Here is a 19,082-nt window from a genome sequence, read left to right as displayed (position 1 = left end):
GCCGAAACTTCGGCCGGACGCCGCGCGCCGTAGCCGTCAGGAAGACGGTGCAACAGGCGCTGCGACGCAAAGATCCGCCGCGCTCATACCGTCCGGCACGAGCCGGTGGTGGGGCGGATTACCTGCGTGGCAGGTTGTAAAACATCGGCCAAGTATAAAAATTGAGCCACTTTCCGTCAAAAGAAAGGTTTTTGCTTTTGTGCTATCAAGGCTGTGTTGCTATGTTTTCAATAGCTGCCGGCGCTGGTCCATCAAGCGTTGAAGCCGCTTTTCGCTTAAAAAACCTTGCACCGGTCCCCCGGGGCGTTTGAGGCGCGTCAGTGCTTTGTAAGTCCCGGGGCCGACAGTCACGCGGAAAATTTCGTGCCTGTTTCGTGCCAATCGTGCCTAAAGGAGACAAAACCATGAGCGCTTCCCCCTCCGCGATCGAGTCCGTGCTGATCGAAAACCGTGTCTTTCCGCCGTCAGACCGCATGGTGCAGGCGGCCCGCATCTCCGGCATGCAGGGCTACGAGGCGCTGCGCGCCGAGGCTGACCGCGACTTCGACGGCTTCTGGGCGCGCATGGCGCGCGAGAACCTGCAGTGGAGCAAGCCTTTCACGCGCGTACTGGACGAGTCGGGCGCTCCCTTCTACAAGTGGTTCGAGGACGGCGAGCTCAACGCCAGCGCCAACTGCCTGGACCGCCACATGGGCACGCCGGTCGAGAACAAGACGGCCGTGATCTTCGAGGCCGATGACGGCAAGGTCACCCACTACACCTACCGCGACCTGCTCACGCGGGTGAGCCAGTTCGCCAACGCCCTGAAGGCCCACGGCGTGAACAAGGGCGACCGCGTGCTGATCTACATGCCCATGGGCGTGGAAGGCCTGGTGGCCATGCAGGCCTGTGCCCGCATCGGCGCCACGCACAGCGTGGTGTTCGGCGGCTTTTCGGCCAAGGCCGTGCAGGAGCGCATCGTGGACGCGCAGGCCGTGGCTGTGGTCACCGCCAACTACCAGGTGCGCGGCGGCAAGGAACTGCCGCTCAAGGCCATCGTGGATGACGGCCTGGCCATGGGCGGCTGTGAATGCGTGAAGAACGTCTTCGTCTTTGAGCGCACCGCCACCGCCTGCAACATGGTGCAAGGCCGCGACAAGACCTTCGCCCAGGCCCTGCAGGGCCAAAGCAGCGAGTGCGCGCCCACGCCCGTTGGGGCCGAGCACCCGCTGTTCATCCTCTACACCAGCGGCTCCACCGGCAAGCCCAAGGGCGTGCAGCACAGCACCGGCGGCTACCTGCTGTGGGCCAGGCTGACCATGCAGTGGAGCTTCGACCTCAAGCCCGAAGATGTCTTCTGGTGCACGGCCGACATCGGCTGGGTCACCGGCCACACCTACGTGGTCTATGGCCCGCTGGCCGCTGGCGGCACGCAGATCATCTTCGAAGGCATCCCCACCTATCCGCACGCCGGGCGCTTCTGGCAGATGATCGAGCGCCACAAGTGCTCGGTGTTCTACACCGCACCCACGGCCATCCGCTCGCTGATCAAGGCGGCGGATTCCGATGAGAAGGTGCACCCGAAGAACTGGGACCTGTCCCGCCTGCGCGTGCTGGGCAGCGTGGGCGAGCCCATCAACCCGGAAGCCTGGATGTGGTACTACAGGAACGTCGGCGGCGAGCGCTGCCCGGTGGTGGACACCTGGTGGCAGACAGAGACGGGCGGGCACATCATCAACCCGCTGCCGGGCGCCACGCCCATGGTGCCGGGCTCGTGCACGCTGCCGCTGCCGGGCATCTACACCGCCGTGGTCGATGAGACCGGGCAGGAAATGCCCAACGGCTCGGGCGGCATGCTGGTCATCACGCGGCCCTGGCCGAGCATGATCCGCACCATCTGGAACGACCCCGAGCGGTTCAAGAAGACCTATTTCCCCGAGGAAATGCGCGGCGCTTACCTGGCCGGCGACGGCGCCGTGCGCGACAAGGTGACGGGCTACTTCCGGGTCACCGGGCGCATCGACGACGTGCTGAACGTCTCGGGCCACCGCATGGGAACCATGGAGATCGAGTCTGCCCTGGTGGCCAAGTCCGACATCGTGGCCGAGGCCGCCGTCGTGGGCCGTCCCGACGACCTGACGGGCGAGGCCATCTGCGCCTTCGTGGTGCTCAAGCGCCCGCGCCCCATGGGCGACGAGGCCAGGCAGATCGCCAAGGAGCTGCGCGACTGGGTGGCCAAGGAGATCGGCCCCATCGCGAAGCCGAAGGACATCCGTTTCGGCGACAACCTGCCCAAGACGCGCTCGGGAAAGATCATGCGCCGCCTGCTGCGCTCGCTGGCCAAGGGCGAGACCATCACCCAGGACACGAGCACGCTGGAGAACCCGGCAATTTTGGATCAGTTGTCGGAGAACAACTGATCCGGGAGGCCACCGGCAGGTGGCCGGCGCGCAGCGCTCGCCGGATTCGACGGCACTCATATCGGTGCAGCCGATGTGACGTGCCGGCAGAACCCCGCCATCCTGGAGCAGTTGGCGCAGAACCACTGATCCAGGCGCGGCGCCAGCCGCGCAGGCCGCCCGCGGCAAGGCCGGGCGGCTTTTTTTCGTCCTGTTGTAGGAGCCTTGCGCGAATGCCTTTGCGCGCGGCGTGCACAGGCAGGTCATGGGGTACAACAGCGGTCTGCCCAAACAGCCGAGGAGCTTTTCCCATGAACCTGCGATCCCTTGTCCTGGTGCTCATCATGCTGGCCATCGCCGCGCTGGCCGTGCTGAACTGGCCCACGTTGTCGATGCCTGCCACGGTATCGCTGGGTCTGACGACGGTCCAGGCACCGCTGGGGCTCATCATGCTGGCGCTGACCGGCGTGATGGCCATCATCTTCTTGGCCTATGTGCTGACGCTGCACGGCTCGGTGCTGATGGAAACGCGCCGCCACTCCAAGGAAATGACCGCCCAGCGCGAGTTGGCCGACCGGGCCGAGGCTTCGCGCTTTACCGAGCTGCGCGGCTTTCTGGAGACCCAGCAAAGCGTGATGCTGGCGCGCATGGACACCCTGGAGGCGCGGCTGAACGCCCGCGTGCAGGAGTCGGACAATGTCACGGCCGCCTACGTGGGCCAGCTGGAGGACCAGCTGCACCGCCATGGCGATGCAGCCGCGCCGCGCATCGAGCCCGGGCTGCGCCTGTAGTCGGGCACCGGCGCTCACCAGCAAAAAAGCCGCAGCGCCTGTCAAGGCGCTGCGGCTTTGTCACGTCGGGCCGGCGCTGCGGCCCGGCCGTGCTGCTTCTTACTTGGTCGCCAGGATCCAGGTGGCCAGCTTCTTGGCCTCGTCGGCGTTGACCTGGGCGTTGGCGGGCATGGGCACGGGGCCCCACACGCCGGAGCTGCCCTTCATGATCTTCTCGGCCAGCTTGTCGGCCGCGCCGGCCTGGCCGGCGTACTTGGCGGCCACTTCCTTGTAGGCAGGCCCCACCAGCTTCTTGTCCACGGCGTGGCAGGCCATGCAGTTCTTGGACGTGGCCAGGGCCTGATCGGCCATCGCGGGCACGGCAACCGACAGCGTCATGGCGAGGGTGATGAGAGTGCGCTTCATGCTGATTTTCCTGTGGGGGTTGAAGTACATTTTGACCTTCAACGGATTGTAGTGTTCGCGGTTGACGGGAGGCCTGCAAAGCCCGCTCCGCATGGGAGGATGTGGCTGTGTATACCCTGCTTTTGGGCGTGCTGTTGATACTGCTCAAATACCTGGAGGTCGGACCCGTGGCGCAGTGGTCATGGTGGTGGGTGCTGTCGCCCTTTGCCCTGACGGCAGCCTGGTGGATCTGGGCCGATACTTCGGGCTACACCAAGCGCCGTGCCATGGAGCGCATGGACCAGCGCAAGCGCGACCGCATCGCCAAGCAAAAGGAAGGCCTGGGCATGGGCCCGCGCAAGCGCCGCTGAAAGCCGCTGCCGGCAGGCACTAGCGGCCGACCTGGGCGGCCTGCTTCCAGGCCTGCAGCGCCTCGTCGGTGTCGCCGCGCTGCTCGGCCAGCTGCGCCAGGGCGCGCCAGGCGCTGGCGCGCAGGGCCGGGTCAGCCAGCTGGGGCGCGGCCTGACCCAGCAGCTGGCGCGCCTTGCCCCACAGCTCGCGCTGCAGGCAGGCCATGGCCGACAGGTATTGCAGCCGTGCATCGCGCGGGCGCGACTGGCTGGCGGCCTCGATGCGGGCCAGCCAGGGTCCGTCCAGCCCATCCAGGTTGTCCTGCAGCACGGCGATGAGCCTGAGTGCCTGGTGCTCGGGCAGCGCGGATGCGCCCGGCTCGGCCAGGCGTTCCCACACCGGCAGCAGCCAGGCGCGCACCTGCGCCGGCTCCCCGCCCAGTACCGCCAGGCGCTGCGCGGCCTGCATTGCCACGTCGGGCATGGCGCGCTCAGCGGGCTCCAGGCCCTGCCAGATGCTTTGGAGCTGCGCCGTGTCGTGGGCGCCTTCGATCAGTTCCAGCAGCAGGCTGCGCACGATGCTGGCCGCCGCTGCCGGCGAGAAGGCATGGTGCTTGGCCAGCAGCCGGGCGGTGTCCAGTGCTTCGGCGGTGCGGCGGTCCAGGCGCGCTGCCTTCAGGCGGGCGCGCAAGGCCAGGGTGCGGCGCGCGGCGCCCACGGGCAGGGCCGACAGCCGCTCCAATGCGCTGGCCGCGTCGCCTTCGTCCAGGGCCCAGCGGGCCGAGCGCAGCTGGGCGCCCTCGCGCAGCTCGGCATCGGCGCCGCGCTCGGGCACGCCGTCCAGGGCCGTTTGCAGGTGCGCGTCGCGGGTGGCGCCGTCCTGCAGCGCATGCGAGGCCTCGGCCGCCAGCATGTGCGACAGGGTGCGCAGGCGGCGCCGGTGCGGCACGGCGCTGCGCGCGTCAACCAGGGCGCTCTCCTGGGCGATGGCCGCTTCGGCGGCGCGCCGGGCGCGCAGGAAGCGCCCGGCCAGCAGCTGGGCCATGGCGTCCAGCAGCGCGGCGTGCATGGCGCGCTCCTTTTGCATCAGCCGCCAGCGGCGAGCGCGCACGGGCAGCTCCAGCAGCGTGGCGGTGCCGCGCAGCGCGGCATACAGCAGCGCAAAGCCGCCCACCAGCAGCATCAGCACCAGGTTCAGCGACAGATCCACCCGGTAGGGCGGCCAAAACAGGGTGACCGTGCCCTGGTTGTTGCCGGCAAACAGGGCCACGGCGACGGCGACGCCGAACAGGGCCAGCAGCCACAGGGCGGCGCGCATCGCGTCAGCGCCCCGCGGCCGCGGTGGCCAGCGCGGCGAAGGTGTCGTCCAGCGGGGGCATTTCGGCGCTCCTGAGGTGGGACTGCAGCTGCGCCAGGGCCTGCAGGGCGCCTTGCGTGCGGCGCGAAGCCGGGTCGAAGTAGCGCGCCACGCCGGCATGCACGGCCTGCAGGTCGGTGCGGGCGGAGTCCAGCCGGCGCGTCAGCAGGGCCAGGCGGGCATTGAGCAGCTTGAGCTTGAGGTTCTCGCGCAGGAAGAAGGCCTGCTCGGGCGCAAGCAGCATGGCCTCGGGCCGGTCGATGCGGCTCACGCGCACCAGCCCGCGCACCTCGTCGCGCACCGCGTCCCAGCCGGTGCGCAGCGCAGCCTGCCAGCGTGGCAGCTCGGCGGCTTCGCCCGATGCGCCGGGCGCCGGCGCGGCGGCCGGCGGGCGCCCCCCATGGGCCGGGCCGACGTCGTTGGACAGCGGCAGTTCATCGACCTGGCGCGCCAGGTCGTCGATGCGCACCAGCAGGCCGGCGGTGTCGGTGACGCTGGCGCGCTGCAGCCGCTCCAGGTCCTGGGCCAGGGCGCGCTGCAGCGGCGCCAGGCGCGGCTGGGCGGCGCGCTCGATGCGCTGGCTGGCGCCCTTGAGCGCGGCCACCAGCGGCTGCAGGCTGCCGGTGAGCTGCGACTGCTGCTGCGCCAGGCGCAGGGCGGCCTCGACGTCCACCACCAGGTTCTCGTCGCGGGTGCGCGACAGGCTGTGCATCAGCTCTTCGAGCTGGCTGCGCTGCAGCGCCACTTCGGCCACGCGCGCCTCGGTCAGCGCCAGGCGCGCGGTGGCATCGCGTGCCAGCTCCTGGGCCTCGCGCGCCATGGCGCGGGCCTCGATGGCCTGGGTGCCAGAGTCGGCGCTTTGGCGAGCCAGCTGCTCCTGGATGGACGACAGGCGCTGCCACAGCAGCACCGAGCTGGCCAACGCCGCGGCAGCCACCACGCCCAGCACCAGCAGCGCCAGGCGCGGGCCGGCGCCGGGCGCCGGAGGCGGCGCGGCAGGGGGGGCGATCAGCTCGGTCGAAGGCTCAGCGGGCATGCAGGGATTTTATCGACGCGGCCACGTCCGCCAGCGCCGGGCGGCACTCGTGGACCTGGCCGAAACCGGTGGCCCGCGCCGCCTGGGCGATGCGCGGGTGCGTGGCCAGCGCGCGGGCGCGCTGCCAGTCCTGGCCGGGCAGGGCCTGCGCCAGGTGCGCCAGCGCCTCGGAGCTGCTCAGCAGCCACAGCGACCCGTCCTGTGCGCCCTGGCGCGCCAGCGCCAGGGCGCTCGCGTCCAGCGCCGGGGCGCAGCGCTCGTAGGCGGCGACGAAGTCCACCTGCACGCCAGCCTCGGCCAGGCGGGCGGCCAGCCATTCCCGGCCACTGCCTCCGGGTGCCGCCGGGGCGCTGGCGCCACGCACGATCAGCACGCAGTCGCCAGCTTTCAGTTGCGGCGCCACCACGGGCCACAGCGCCTCGGAGTCGAACTGCGCGCTGCTGGCCGGCGGCGCGTCGATGCGCGCGGCGGGCATGCCGGCGGCCAGCAGCGCCTGCACGGTGCCAGGGCCGGGTGCCCATGCTCTGGTATTGATAGCTGCTGGCGCTTGCCCAGTAAGGGCTAGAGCCACATTTGGCTCAAAAAAATGCGTGACGGCATTGCCGCTGACGAACATCAGCGCGCGATAGCCGGGAGCGGCGGCGCGGGCCTGCTGCAGTGCCTGGGCCAGCACCGGGGCGGCCACGCTGCGGATGCCGATCAGCGGCAGGGCCTGGGCGACGACGCCCTGGGCCGCCAGGTCGCGCACCCACTGCGCCGCGTCGTGCGCGGGGCGGGTGACGAGGGCGCGGGGGGCGCAATTCAAGGGGTGCCGGCTCCGGTGGCTCCGCCCTCGCGCAGCTGCGCCGCCACGGCCAGGCCGAGCGCGTCGGCCTGCTCCAGCGTGCGCACCTGCGCCTGGCCCTGGGCGCGCACCAGCGGCACGCGGGCCTGCACGTCGCCCCAGGCGGCGCGCAGCTGCAGCGTGTCGCCTGCCCATTGGCCGTGCGCGGCCAGCGGCATGGAGCAGCTGCCGCCCATGGCGCGGCTGACGGCGCGCTCGGCCGTCACGGTGAGCCAGGTATGCTGGTGCGCCAGCGGGGCCAGGGCATCGAACAGATCGGCGCGGGCGGCGCGCACCTCGATGCCCAGGGCGCCCTGGCCGGCGGCGGGCAGCATCTGCTCGGGCGTGAAGGTGGCGCGGATGCGCTCGGCCAGGCCCAGGCGCTTGAGGCCGGCGGCGGCCAGCACGATGGCGTCGTACTGGCCCTCGTCGAGCTTGCGCAGGCGGGTGTTGACGTTGCCGCGCAGCGGCTCGATCTTCAAGTCCGGGCGCAGCGCCTGCAGCAGCACCTGGCGGCGCAGGCTGGAGGTGCCGACCACGCCGCCCTGCGGCACGTCGGCGAGCGCGGCGTAGCGGTTGGACACGAAGGCGTCGCGCGGGTCCTCGCGCTCCATCACGCAGGCCAGGGCGAAGCCGCCCGGCAGCTCCATGGGCACGTCCTTGAGGGAGTGCACGGCGATGTCGGCGCGGCCTTCTTCCAGCGCCACCTCCAGCTCCTTCACGAACAGGCCCTTGCCGCCCACCTTGGACAGGCTGCGGTCCAGGATCTGGTCGCCGCGGGTGGTCATGCCCAGCAGTTGCACGGTGTGGCCGCGCGCCGTCAGCAGCTGCTGCACGTGCTCGGCCTGCCACAGGGCCAGCTGGCTTTCGCGCGTGGCGATCACGATGGAAGAAGGGGGGGCTGGGCGGGAGGAATTCATCGAAAAAAACGGTGTCTCGCAGCCCCGGCGGCCGGCGGCCAGGGCAGCGCGGGATGCTAGCATGCTGCGCTGCAACAGCCGCGCCGCCGCGCCCCTTCGCACCTCCTCCCACCTGCGTGCGGCGCATCAGGAGACTCCCGCGCATGAACGCTCCCGCAGACCAGGCCGCCGACGCCGGCGCGCCCGCCCCGACCGCCCCCGCCCGCCGCGCCGCCAGCAAGGACCAGCCACTGATGCAGGACATCCGCCTGCTCGGGCGCATCCTGGGCGACGTGATCCGCGAGCAGGAGGGCGTGGCCGCCTATGACCTGGTCGAGCAGGTGCGCAAGCTGTCGGTAGCCTTCCGGCGCGACGCTGACCAGGAGGCCGACCGGGCGCTCAAAAAACTGCTCAAGTCCCTCACCGGCGACCAGACGGTGAGCGTGATCCGGGCCTTCACCTATTTCAGCCACCTGGCCAACCTGGCCGAGGACCGCCACCACATCCGCCGCCGCACCGTGCACGAGCGCGCCGGCAGCACCCAGGAAGGCAGCATCGAAGTGGCGCTGGCGCGCCTGCGCTGGGCCGGCATTGCCCCCCGCGCCGTGGCCGAGACGCTGGCCGCCGCCTACGTGGCGCCGGTGCTTACCGCCCACCCGACCGAGGTGCAGCGCAAGAGCATCCTGGACGCCGAACGCGGCATCGCCCAGCTGCTGGCCGGCAGGGACGAGATCGCCACCCGCGCCCAGCTGTACAAGGCCGCGCGCGACACGTTGACCCCGCGCGAGCTGGCCGCCAACGAGGCGCAGCTGCGCGCCCGCGTGGCGCAGCTGTGGCAAACGCGCCTCTTGCGCTACAGCAAGCTCACGGTGGCCGACGAGATCGAGAACGCGCTGTCGTACTACGAATCCACCTTCCTCACCGAGATCCCGCGCATTTACGCCGAGCTGGAGCGCGAGCTGGGCGCGCAGCACCCGGTCGCCAGCTTCTTGCGCATGGGCCAGTGGATCGGCGGCGACCGCGACGGCAACCCCAACGTGAGCGCCGCCACGCTGTCGCTGGCCCTGTCGCGCCAGGGCGAGGTGGCCCTGCGCCACTACCTGACCGAGGTGCACCAGCTGGGGCGCGAGCTGTCGCTGTCGAGCAACCTGGTTCAGGTCTCGCCCGAGATGCAGCAGCTGGCCGAGCGCTCGCCTGACACCAGCGCCCACCGCCAGGACGAGCCCTACCGCCGCGCGCTGACCGGCATCTACGCCCGCCTGGCGGCCACCTTGCGAAACCTGACTGGCACCGAGGCCGCGCGCCACGCCGTCGCGCCGCACAGCCCCTATGACAGCGCGCAGGAGTTCCTGGCTGACCTGCGCGTGATCGAGGCCTCGCTGCGCTCGCACCAGGGGGCGGCGCTCACCTCCGAGCGGCTCGCGCCGCTGATGCGTTCGGTGGAAGTGTTCGGCTTTCACCTGGCCACGGTGGACCTGCGCCAAAGCTCGGACCAGCACGAGCGCGTGGTGGCCGAGCTGCTGGCACTGGCCCGCGTCGAACCGGACTACCCCCGCCTGGGCGAGCCCGAGCGCCGCGCGCTGCTGCTGCAGCTGCTGGGCGATGCCCGCCCGCTGCGCGTGGTGGGGGCGCGCTACAGCGAGCACACGCAGGGCGAGCTGGCGATCTTCGAGACTGCCCGCGCGCTGCTGCAGCGCTACGGGCGCGAAGCCATCCGCCACTACATCATCAGCCACACCGAGACGGTGAGCGACCTGCTGGAGGTGCTGCTGCTGCAAAAGGAAGCGGGCCTGATGCAGGGCACCCTGGGCGACAGCGACGCGTGCGTGCAGCTCATCGTGGTGCCGCTGTTCGAGACGATCGAAGACCTGCGCAATGCCGCGCCCATCATGCGCGAGTTCTATGCGCTGCCCGGCGTGGCGCAGCTGGTGCGCGCCAGCGGCGCGCTGCAGGACATCATGCTGGGCTACAGCGACAGCAACAAGGACGGCGGCATCTTCACCAGCAACTGGGAGCTGTACCGCGCCGAGATCGCGCTGGTGGCTCTGTTCGACGAGATGAACGAGGCCGCCCGGCCCGCGCCCCCTGTGCGCCTGCGCATGTTCCACGGCCGCGGCGGCACCGTGGGCCGCGGCGGCGGGCCCAGCTACCAGGCCATCCTGGCGCAGCCGCCGGGCACCGTGCGCGGGCAGATCCGCCTGACGGAGCAGGGCGAGGTGATCGCGTCGAAATACGCCAACCCCGAGATCGGCCGGCGCAACCTGGAAACACTCGTCGCCGCCACGCTGGAGGCCACGCTGCTGCAGCCCACCAAGCCGGCCAGCGATGCCTTCCTGGCCGCGGCCGAGGAGCTGTCGCGCGCCAGCATGGCCGCCTACCGCGCGCTGGTCTATGAGACGCCGGGCTTCACGCAGTATTTCTTCAGCGCCACGCCGATCCGCGAGATCGCCGAGCTCAACATCGGCTCGCGCCCGGCCTCGCGCAAGGCCAGCCAGAAGATCGAGGACCTGCGCGCCATCCCCTGGGGCTTCAGCTGGGGCCAGTGCCGCCTCACCCTGCCGGGCTGGTACGGCTTTGGTGCGGCGGTGGAGGCCTTCGTCAAGGCCCCCGGCCAGGACGCCAAGGCCCGCCTGCAGCTGCTGCAGAAGATGTACCGCCAGTGGCCGTTCTTTCACACCCTGCTGTCCAACATGGACATGGTGCTGGCCAAGAGCGACCTGGCGCTGGCCTCGCGCTACAGCGAACTGGTGCCCGACGCCCGCCTGCGCCGGCGCGTGTTCGGCGCCATCGAGTCCGAGTGGCACCGCACGGCCGAGGCGCTCGCGCGCATCACTGGCGAGCGCCAGCGCCTGGCCGGCAATGCGGCCCTGGCGCGCTCCATCCGCCACCGCTTTCCCTACATCGACCCGCTGCACCACCTGCAGGTGGAGCTGATCCGCCGCTGGCGCGCCGGCCAGGGCGACGAGCGGGTGCAGACCGGCATCCACATCTGCATCAACGGCATCGCCGCCGGGCTGCGCAACACGGGCTGAGGCCGCCGTGGAGGCCTTCACCGCGCAGTGGCTGCAGCGCCTGGGCGCCGAGATCGCCTGGGCCTACGCCGCCCGGCTGACGCTGGCGCTGGCCGGCGTCATGGCGCTGGGCATGGCCAGCGGGCGCGGCGACCTGATGGTGCCGCTGCTGCTGGGCGCGCTGGCCAGCGCCCTGTCCGAGGTGGACGACAGCTGGCGCGGGCGCCTGAAGGCCCTGGCCGTCATGCTGGCGTGCTTTGGCGCCGTGGGCTTTGGCATCACCGGGCTGGTCGCGCATCCGCTGGCCACGCTGGCGGCGCTGCTGGCCTGCGGCTTCGTCTTCACGCTGCTGGGCGCCGTGGGCGGGCGCTACCGGGCCATTGCCGCGGCCACCATCATCATGGCGCTGTACGCCGCCATCAGCGAGACCGGCAGCCCGCAGGGCGGCCTGCCCGCCACCACCGTGGCGGCGCTACTGCTGGCCGGCGCGGCCTGGTACGGCCTGCTGTCGGTGCTGTGGAGCGCGGCCGCGCCGCTGCTGCCCGTGCGCCACGCGCTGGCCGGGCTGTACGCGCAGCTGGGTGCCTACCTGCGCCTGAAGGCCAGCGTGTTCGAGCCCGTGCGGGGCGTGGACATGCATGCCCGCCGCCTGGCGCTGGCCCAGGTCAACGCGCGCGTGGTGGCCGCGCTCAACAGCGCCAAGGAAAGCATCCTGGCGCGCACCCGCCCTGGCCAGGCGCCGCAGGGCGCTCTGGCCGAGCTGCTGCGGCTGTACTTCATCGCCCAGGACATTCACGAGCGCGCCAGCGCCTCGCACTACGCCTACGGCGAATGGACGGAGGTGCTGTTTCACAGCGACGTGCTGTACCGCTGCCAGCGCGTGCTGCTGCTGCAGGGCGCGGCCTGCATCCAGCTGGGGCAGGCGCTGCGCGCGAACCGCCCGCCGGCGGTACAGGCCGGGCATGGCCAGGCGCTGGCCGACCTGCACGATTCGCTGGCCTGGCTGCGCCGCCAGCAGCAAAGCGACTGGCAGCGGCCGCTGCGCTCGCTGCGCGCCGTGGCGCGCAACCTGGACCGCCTGGGCGCGCAGCTGGCGGCTGCCACCGAGCCGCTGGTCAGCCCGCTGCGCGGCGACCTGGCGCTGGCCGACCAGGCGCCGCATTCGCTGGCCGAGGCCTTTGGCCGCGTGCGCTCGCAGCTGCACGTGCGCTCGGCGCTGTTTCGCCACGCCGTGCGGCTGTCGCTGGCGCTGGGCGCGGCCTGGCTCGCCATGCAGCTGGCCGACCCGGCGCACGGCTACTGGATCATGATGACCACGCTCATCGTCTGCCAGCCCACCTACGGCGCCACGGTCTCGCGGCTGGCGCAGCGCGTCGGCGGCACGGTGCTGGGGCTGGTGCTGGGCTGGGCGCTGATGCGGCTGTTTCCGCAGCTGACCGTGCAGGCGCTGCTGGCGGTGGGCGGGGGCGTGGTGTTCTTTCTCACGCGCACGCAGCGCTACGTCACGGCCACGGCCGCCGTCACGCTGATGGTGCTGATGCTGTTCAACCACGGCACGGGCGCGGGCTACGCGCTGATCGTGCCGCGCCTGCTGGACACCGTGGTGGGCGCCGCCATCGCCGCCGCGGCGCTGCTGCTGGTGCTGCCCGACTGGCAGGGCCGGCGCCTGGGCGCGGCCGCCGCCGACGCGCTGGCCGCCTGCGCCGAATACCTGCGCCAGATCACCCAGCAATACGCCAGCGGCCGTGCCGACGACCTGGCCTATCGCGTGGCGCGCCGGCGCGCGCACAACGCCGATGCGGCGCTGTCGGCCACGCTGTCGCACATGCTGCGCGAGCCGCCCTGGGTGCGCCGCCATGCGCGCGCCGGGCTGGACCTGCTGGTGAGCACGCACACGCTGCTGGGCCACCTGTCGGCGCTGGGCGCACACCGCGACCTGCAGCTGGTGCCTGCAGGCGGCGCGCCGCCAGGCGGCGAGGCCGCCCGCATCGCCGGCGGCCTGGCCGGGCAGATCGACGCGCTGGCCCAGGCGCTGCGCGCGCATTTGCCGCCCGCGGCGGTCCAGGGCGACACCGACGCCTGGGCGCAGACGCTGGAGCGCCCGCCCGCCGCGGATGACGAGCCTGCACTGCTGCACCTGCAGCTGGCCCAGGTCTGCCGCCAGATGCAGCCGCTGCGCGCCGCCGCCGCCCGCCTGGTGGAAGTGGCACCCGCGCCCGCCGGCCGCGCCGGCTGATCCATGGATGCTATTAAAAGAGGAGCTGCTGGCGCTTGATCCGCCTGGGTTTGACAGCTTATTTGCTTGCAAAGCCGCATGATTCCAGCGTGGGCAGCTCTCATTTTTGCAGGACAATACGCGGGTTTACCCTGACTGCTCGCCATGTCCACCCACCCGCCGCACGCCCCTGACCGCCCGTCCGCCCCCGAACGCAGCGCCTACGGCCCTGCCGTGCTGGCACTGGGCGTGGGCGGCTTCGGCATCGGCACGGGCGAATTCGCCATCATGGGCCTGCTGCCCGAGGTGGCGGCCGACCTGGGCGTGTCCATCCCGCAGGCCGGCCACGTCATCAGTGCGTATGCCCTCGGCGTGGTGGTGGGCGCGCCGGTGTTGGCGGTGCTGGGTGCGCGCCTGGAGCGGCGCGCGCTGCTGATGGCGCTGATGGCCTGCTTCGCGCTGGGCAACTTCGCCAGCGCGCTGGCGCCGGGCTATGTCAGCCTGAGCCTGCTGCGCTTTGCCGCCGGGCTGCCGCACGGCACCTACTTCGGCGTGGCCGCCCTGGTGGCCGCCGGGCTGGCGCCGGCCGGGCGGCGCGCAGCGGCGGTGGGGCACATCATGCTGGGGCTGACGGTGGCCGTGGTGGTGGGCGTGCCGCTGGCCGCCTGGATGGGCGAGGGCCTGGGCTGGCGCGCGGCCTTTGCGCTGGTGGGCGCCATCGGCCTGCTGGCCGTGGCGCTGGTGCACCGCTGGGTGCCACGCACCCCGGCGCCCGCCCAGGCCAGCGCCCGCGGCGAGCTGCGCGCGCTGGCCAGGGCCCAGGTCTGGCTGACGCTGGGCGTGGGTGCGGTGGGCTTTGGCGGGCTGTTTTCCGTCTTCAGCTACATCAAGCCCACGCTGCTGCAGCTGGCACAGCTGCCGCCGCCGGCGCTGCCGTTTGCGCTGGCGCTGCTGGGCCTGGGCATGGTGGCGGGCAACGGGCTGGGGCCGCGCTTCATGGACCGCCACCTGATGGGCACCATTGCCGGCATCTTGCTGTGGGGCGCCGCGGTGCTGGCGCTGTTCGCGCTCACGGCGCCGGTGCTGCCGCTGGCGCTGGCCAGCACCTTCCTGGTCGGCACCCTTGGCGCCCTGGGCCCGGCGCTGCAGGTGCGGCTGATGGACGTGGCGGGCGAGGGGCAGTCGTTGGCCGCGGCGCTGAACCACTCGGCCTTCAATGCGGCCAACGCGCTGGGCGCCTGGCTGGGTGGCCTGGCCATCGCCCTGGGCTGGGGCTGGGCGGCCACCGGCTGGGTGGGCGCTGCGCTGGCGCTGGGCGGGCTGGCGGTGTTCGGGGTGTCGCTGGTGCTGCAGCGGCGCACGCTGGATTGATCGGCCTCCGTACGAACGAAAGGTGTCATTGAGCTGATGCACCAAGGGAGCCCATGAGGCGGCTCCCAGCTCGCTTTATCAGGCACTGACAAGTGGCGCGGATATGCCAGTGAGCCCTGCCTCGTTCCGCAAAATCCCGTTTTGGTGCGCTTGCCGCTCAATAGGGCCGCCAACAAAAAAAAGCCGCTCCCAGGAGCGGCTTTTGCTGGTGGATGCCGGCGCGTCGGGCTTTTAGCCCGCGCGCCGCGCGGCGCTGCTGGCCACGGCCAGGGCCGTCATGTTCAGCACGCGGCGCATGGTGGCGGCGGGCGTGAGGATGTAGGCGGTGGCGGCCGTGCCCATCAGGATGGGGCCCACGGTGACGCCGCCGCTGCTGGTGGTCTTGAGCACGTTGTAGAGGATGTTGGCCGCGTCCAGATTGGGGCAGACCAGCACGTTGGCCGAGCCGTTGAGCGTCGAGTCGCCCAGGTAGCTGGCGCGGATCTTGGGCTCCAGCGCCGCGTCGCCGTGCAGCTCGCCGTCGCACTCGATGTCGGGGTGCTGCTGCACGAACAGGTCGCGCGCGGCGCGCATCTTGCGCGCCGAGCCGCGGCGCGACGAGCCGTAGCTGGAGTGCGACAAAAAGGCCACCTTGGCCGGGATGCCAAAGCGCTGCACCTCCTGCACCGAAGCCCAGGCAATCTCGGCCAGCTCCTCGGCGGTGGGGTCTTCGTTGACATAGGTGTCGGCGATGAACAGCGGGCCGTTGCTGGCCGTCATGACGGCGTTGAGCGCAGCGTACTGGCGCGCGCCGCTGGCGCGGCCCAGGATGTGGTCGATACGCTCCAGGTGCGTCTCGTAGGTGCCCGCCAGGCCGCAGATCATGGCGTCGGCGTCGCCCAGCTTGACCATCAGCGCGGCGATGATGGTGTTGGAGCGGCGCACGGCGGCCTTGGCCACCTCGGGCGTGGCGCCGTCGCGCTTCATCAGCTGGTGGTACAGCTCCCAGTACTGGCGAAAGCGCGGGTCGTCCTCGGGGTTGACGATCTCCACGTCCACGCCCGGCTGCATGCGCAGGCCGGCCTTGGCGATGCGCGCAGCAATCACCGCGGGGCGGCCCACCAGGATGGGCCGGGCGATGTGGTCGTCGATGGCCACCTGCGCGGCGCGCAGCACGCGCTCGTCCTCGCCATCGGAATAGGCCACGCGCTTTTCTTCATGCGGCAGGGCCTTGACTGCGTTGATGACCGGGCGCATCAGCATGCCGGTTTGATAGACGTAGCGCGACAGGTGCTCGCGGTAGGCCTCCATGTCCTCGATGGGGCGTGTGGCCACGCCCGAGTCGAACGCAGCCTGCGCCACGGCCGGGGCGATCTTCAGGATCAGGCGCGAGTCGAACGGCGTGGGAATCAGGTAGTCGGGGCCGAAGGTCAGCTCGGTGCCGGCGTAGGCCGCGGCCACCTCTTCGCTGATGTTCTCCTTGGCCAGCGCGGCAATCTGGCGCACGCAGGCGAGCTTCATGGCCTCGGTGATCTTGCTGGCGCCGCAATCGAGCGCGCCGCGGAAGATGTAGGGGAAGCACAGGACGTTGTTGACCTGGTTGGGGTAGTCCGAGCGGCCGGTGGCGATGATGCAGTCCGGGCGCACGGCGCGCGCCAGCTCGGGGCGGATCTCCGGCTCGGGGTTGGCCAGGGCCAGGATGATGGGGCGCGCCGCCATGGTCTTCACCATCTCGGCCGTCAGCACGCCGGGGGCCGAGCAGCCCAGGAACACGTCGGCCCCATGCACCACGTCGGCCAGCGTGCGGGCGTCGGTTGCCTGCGCATAGCGCGCCTTGGATGCATCCAGCCCCGTGCGGCCGGTGTGGATCACGCCCTTGGAGTCCACCATGAAGATGTGCTCGCGCTTCACGCCCAGCCCCACCATCACGTCCACGCAGGCAATCGCTGCCGCGCCGGCGCCGGAGACGGCGACCTTCACCGCGCCGATGTCCTTGCCCACCAGCTCCAGGCCGTTGAGCAGGGCGGCGCTGCTGATGATGGCCGTGCCGTGCTGGTCGTCGTGGAACACGGGGATGTTCATGCGCCTGGACAGCTCGCGCTCGATGTAGAAGCACTCGGGCGCCTTGATGTCTTCCAGGTTGATGCCGCCCAGCGTGGGCTCCAGCGCCGCGATGATCTCGATCAGCTTGTCCGGGTCGCGCTCGGCCAGCTCGATGTCGAACACGTCCACGCCGGCGAACTTCTTGAACAGGCAGCCCTTGCCTTCCATGACCGGCTTGCCGGCCAGCGGGCCGATGTCGCCCAGGCCCAGCACGGCCGTGCCGTTGGTGATCACGCCGACCAGGTTGCCGCGCGAGGTGTAGTCGAACGCCTTGGATGGATCGGCCTGGATGTCCAGGCAGGGGTAAGCCACGCCCGGCGAGTAAGCCAGCGACAGGTCGCGCTGGTTGGACAGGGGCTTGGTCGGCGTGACGGAAATCTTGCCGCGGGTGGGGCTGCGGTGGTATTCGCGGGCAGCGTCGCGCAGGGCGGATTCGGCGGGGGAGAGGTTCTGTGTCATGGCAGAAACGGAGCGTTGAGCACTCGAAAAACGTTCGAAACGAGCTTACTGCATGCTGACAGCGGCAGGCACTTTCAGCAGGGCCAAAAAAGCCCCGCCAGCCATGCGGCCGACGGGGCGTCGTGTGCGGAGGACTGCCTTCGGGTGGAGGGCATCGATCAGGGGGCGAACGCCCGGGTGTCAGTGGGCGTCTGCCTGCCGGGCGGCCCGCACGGCTGCGCTGGTGTCGCGGCTGGCGCCGTTGAAGAAGACGTTCAGGGCCACGGCGGCAATCGAAGACAGCAGGATACCGGATTCGATCAGCGGGTGGATGGCATGCGGCATCCACTGGCGGAAGTTGGGCGCCACCAGCGGGATCATGCCCACGCCGATGGAGACGGCCACGATCATGGCGTTGTTGCGGTTGTTCTGAAAGTCCACGTTGGACAGGATGCGGATGCCCGTGGCCGCCACCATGCCGAACATGACCAGGCCGGCGCCGCCCAGCACCACGGTGGGCAGCGATTCGATCAGCGCCGCCATCTTGGGCAGCACCCCCAGCACGATCAGCACGAAGCCGCCCGCCACGCAGACCCAGCGGCTCTTGACGCCGGTGACGGCCACCAGGCCCACGTTTTGCGAGAAGCTGGTGTAGGGGAAGGTGTTGAAGATGCCGCCGATCAGCGTGCCCAGGCCGTCCGTGCGCAGGCCGCGCTTGAGGTCTTCGGTGGTGACTTCCTTGCCGGTCATGTCGCCCAGCGCCAGGAACATGCCCACCGACTCGATCATCACCACGATCATCACCAGCGTCATGGTCAGGATCAGCATCGGGTCGAACACGGGCGTGGCGATCTGAAAGGGCAGCACGACGTCGAACCAGCGCGCCTGGCCCACCTTCTGGAAGTTCATCAGGCCCATGGCGGCCGTGATGATGCCGCCCACCAGGATGCCCAGCAGCACCGAGATGTTGGCGACGAAGCCGCGGCCAAAGCGCGCCACCAGCAAGATGGTCAGCAGCACGATGCCGGAGATGCCCACGCCGGTCAGGTCGGCGTACTTGGGGTTGGGGATGGTGGGCACCACGGCAAAGCCCTTGGGCAGGGGCGGCAGGGCCGAGCCGGGGGCGCCGGCGGCGGACTGCGCGCTGGCCAGCCATTTCAGATGCTCGGGGTTGGGCACCGTGGGCGCCGTGGGGCCGACCGGGTTGCCGAAGATCCAGTTGATGCCCACACGCATCAGGCTGATGCCGATCACCGCAATGATGGTGCCGGTGACCACCGGCGGGAAAAAGCGCAGCATGCGGCTCATGAAGGGCGCTATCAGTATGGAGACCACGCCCGCGCCTATCACCGCGCCAAAGATCATCCCGGCGCCCAGCTGGCCGCCCGTGGTCTGGGCCATGGACACCATGGGCGCCACGGCGGCGAACGTCACGCCCATCATCACCGGCAGCTTGATGCCGAACCACTGCGTGCAGCCCCAGGCCTGGATCAGCGTGACCAGGCCGCAGACGAACAGGTCGGCCGAGATCAGGTGCGCCACCTGGTCGGGCGGCAGGTTGAGCGCGCGCCCGACGATCAGCGGCACGGCCACCGCGCCGGCGTACATCACCAGAACGTGCTGCAGGCCCAGGGTGGCCGCGCGGCCCCAGGGTAGTTGTTCGTCAACGGGATGGACGTTCGTGGACATGGGTCTTCCTTGGTTGCTCACGCCGGGGCGGTACGGAGAACGCCGGGCACAACTGCACACAGCGATCCATACAAAAAGTGTATACAAACCAGCCGCTGTGCGGAACAGGGAAAACCGGGGCGCCGAACGCCGTTTGCTAGGGGTTTGCCCGCGGAAAACGAGGCTTTTGAGGCAATGGCCAAGTGCTGGTTTTGCCCAGCAACAGGCCAGTTTGCGATATGAAATTCAGACGCCCGTCCGGGCACGAAAAACCCGGCC

At 70.6% G+C, this 19,082-nt stretch carries 13 protein-coding genes; 6 read left to right on the top strand and 7 right to left on the bottom strand.

Annotated elements, in window-relative coordinates; genetic code table 11:
- Window positions 1–404 precede the first annotated feature (404 nt).
- Both acs and C7H73_RS12375 read left to right on the top strand, forming a co-directional pair.
- Window positions 405–2,399 carry an acetate--CoA ligase gene (gene acs / locus C7H73_RS12380; RefSeq protein WP_106846928.1) on the top strand — a complete coding sequence of 665 codons (1,995 nt, stop codon included), beginning with the start codon at window positions 405–407 and terminating at the stop codon, window positions 2,397–2,399.
- A gap of 290 nt (window positions 2,400–2,689) precedes the next feature.
- Window positions 2,690–3,169, top strand: a complete 480-nt coding sequence (locus C7H73_RS12375; protein WP_106846927.1) for a Signal transduction histidine kinase — start codon at window positions 2,690–2,692, stop codon at window positions 3,167–3,169.
- Window positions 3,170–3,268: 99 nt separating this feature from the next.
- On the opposite strand, the gene C7H73_RS12370 is transcribed toward C7H73_RS12375, so the two are convergent.
- Window positions 3,269–3,574, bottom strand: a complete 306-nt coding sequence (locus C7H73_RS12370; protein WP_106847660.1) for a c-type cytochrome — start codon at window positions 3,572–3,574, stop codon at window positions 3,269–3,271.
- A gap of 107 nt (window positions 3,575–3,681) precedes the next feature.
- Between C7H73_RS12370 and C7H73_RS12365 the strand changes: the two genes are divergently transcribed.
- A complete protein-coding gene (locus tag C7H73_RS12365; RefSeq protein ID WP_106846926.1) occupies window positions 3,682–3,924 on the top strand; it encodes a TIGR04438 family Trp-rich protein in 243 nt (80 codons plus the stop codon).
- Between the two features lie 19 nt (window positions 3,925–3,943).
- Here C7H73_RS12365 and C7H73_RS12360 read toward each other — a convergent pair whose 3' ends face one another.
- The 4 genes from C7H73_RS12360 to hemC are packed head-to-tail and all read right to left on the bottom strand — an operon-like array spanning window position 3,944 to window position 8,039.
- Complete coding sequence (locus C7H73_RS12360) at window positions 3,944–5,221, bottom strand: heme biosynthesis protein HemY (protein WP_106846925.1); 1,278 nt, start codon at window positions 5,219–5,221, stop codon at window positions 3,944–3,946.
- Between the two features lie 4 nt (window positions 5,222–5,225).
- A complete protein-coding gene (locus C7H73_RS12355; protein ID WP_106846924.1) occupies window positions 5,226–6,296 on the bottom strand; it encodes a uroporphyrinogen-III C-methyltransferase in 1,071 nt (356 codons plus the stop codon).
- On the bottom strand, window positions 6,286–7,101 hold the full coding sequence (locus C7H73_RS12350) for a uroporphyrinogen-III synthase (RefSeq protein ID WP_106846923.1): 816 nt from the start codon (window positions 7,099–7,101) through the stop codon (window positions 6,286–6,288). The genes C7H73_RS12355 and C7H73_RS12350 overlap by 11 nt, the downstream gene beginning before the upstream one ends.
- Entirely contained in the window at window positions 7,098–8,039 is a 942-nt protein-coding gene (gene hemC, locus C7H73_RS12345) for a hydroxymethylbilane synthase (protein WP_106846922.1), read from the bottom strand. The genes C7H73_RS12350 and hemC overlap by 4 nt, the downstream gene beginning before the upstream one ends.
- Window positions 8,040–8,182: 143 nt before the next feature.
- Here hemC and ppc point away from each other — a divergent pair, with 143 nt between their 5' ends.
- The 3 genes from ppc (at window position 8,183) to C7H73_RS12330 (ending at window position 14,615) form a co-directional block, all read left to right on the top strand.
- Window positions 8,183–11,050, top strand: coding sequence for a phosphoenolpyruvate carboxylase (ppc, locus tag C7H73_RS12340; protein WP_106846921.1), 2,868 nt, complete (start codon window positions 8,183–8,185; stop codon window positions 11,048–11,050).
- Window positions 11,051–11,057: 7 nt separating this feature from the next.
- A complete protein-coding gene (gene yccS, locus C7H73_RS12335; protein ID WP_106846920.1) occupies window positions 11,058–13,265 on the top strand; it encodes a YccS family putative transporter in 2,208 nt (735 codons plus the stop codon).
- Between the two features lie 144 nt (window positions 13,266–13,409).
- On the top strand, window positions 13,410–14,615 hold the full coding sequence (locus C7H73_RS12330; protein ID WP_106846919.1) for an MFS transporter: 1,206 nt from the start codon (window positions 13,410–13,412) through the stop codon (window positions 14,613–14,615).
- Between the two features lie 231 nt (window positions 14,616–14,846).
- Here C7H73_RS12330 and C7H73_RS12325 read toward each other — a convergent pair whose 3' ends face one another.
- Window positions 14,847–17,156, bottom strand: a complete 2,310-nt coding sequence (locus C7H73_RS12325; protein ID WP_106846918.1) for an NADP-dependent malic enzyme — start codon at window positions 17,154–17,156, stop codon at window positions 14,847–14,849.
- A gap of 180 nt (window positions 17,157–17,336) precedes the next feature.
- The gene (locus C7H73_RS12320; RefSeq protein ID WP_106846917.1) at window positions 17,337–18,824 is read right to left on the bottom strand and encodes a nucleobase:cation symporter-2 family protein; all 1,488 of its coding nucleotides are present in this window, start codon (window positions 18,822–18,824) and stop codon (window positions 17,337–17,339) included.
- Window positions 18,825–19,082: the final 258 nt, after the last annotated feature.

Origin of the sequence: Pulveribacter suum (genome assembly GCF_003013695.1) — a bacterium.
Taxonomy (GTDB): Bacteria; Pseudomonadota; Gammaproteobacteria; order Burkholderiales; family Burkholderiaceae_C; genus Melaminivora; species Melaminivora suum.
The sequence above is the reverse complement of the archived record's forward strand: the minus strand, read 5'-3'. Positions and strand labels throughout refer to the sequence as shown.

Excerpts from the sequence above, each read along its gene's own strand:
- acs (WP_106846928.1), top strand. The coding sequence starts at position 405 with ATGAGCGCTTCCCCCTCCGCGATCGAGTCCGTGCTGATCGAAAACCGT.
- C7H73_RS12320 (WP_106846917.1), bottom strand. The coding sequence starts at position 18,824 with ATGTCCACGAACGTCCATCCCGTTGACGAACAACTACCCTGGGGCCGC.
- C7H73_RS12375 (WP_106846927.1), top strand. The coding sequence starts at position 2,690 with ATGAACCTGCGATCCCTTGTCCTGGTGCTCATCATGCTGGCCATCGCC.
- hemC (WP_106846922.1), bottom strand. The coding sequence starts at position 8,039 with ATGAATTCCTCCCGCCCAGCCCCCCCTTCTTCCATCGTGATCGCCACG.
- C7H73_RS12355 (WP_106846924.1), bottom strand. The coding sequence starts at position 6,296 with ATGCCCGCTGAGCCTTCGACCGAGCTGATCGCCCCCCCTGCCGCGCCG.
- C7H73_RS12370 (WP_106847660.1), bottom strand. The coding sequence starts at position 3,574 with ATGAAGCGCACTCTCATCACCCTCGCCATGACGCTGTCGGTTGCCGTG.
- C7H73_RS12330 (WP_106846919.1), top strand. The coding sequence starts at position 13,410 with ATGTCCACCCACCCGCCGCACGCCCCTGACCGCCCGTCCGCCCCCGAA.
- C7H73_RS12325 (WP_106846918.1), bottom strand. The coding sequence starts at position 17,156 with ATGACACAGAACCTCTCCCCCGCCGAATCCGCCCTGCGCGACGCTGCC.
- ppc (WP_106846921.1), top strand. The coding sequence starts at position 8,183 with ATGAACGCTCCCGCAGACCAGGCCGCCGACGCCGGCGCGCCCGCCCCG.
- C7H73_RS12360 (WP_106846925.1), bottom strand. The coding sequence starts at position 5,221 with ATGCGCGCCGCCCTGTGGCTGCTGGCCCTGTTCGGCGTCGCCGTCGCC.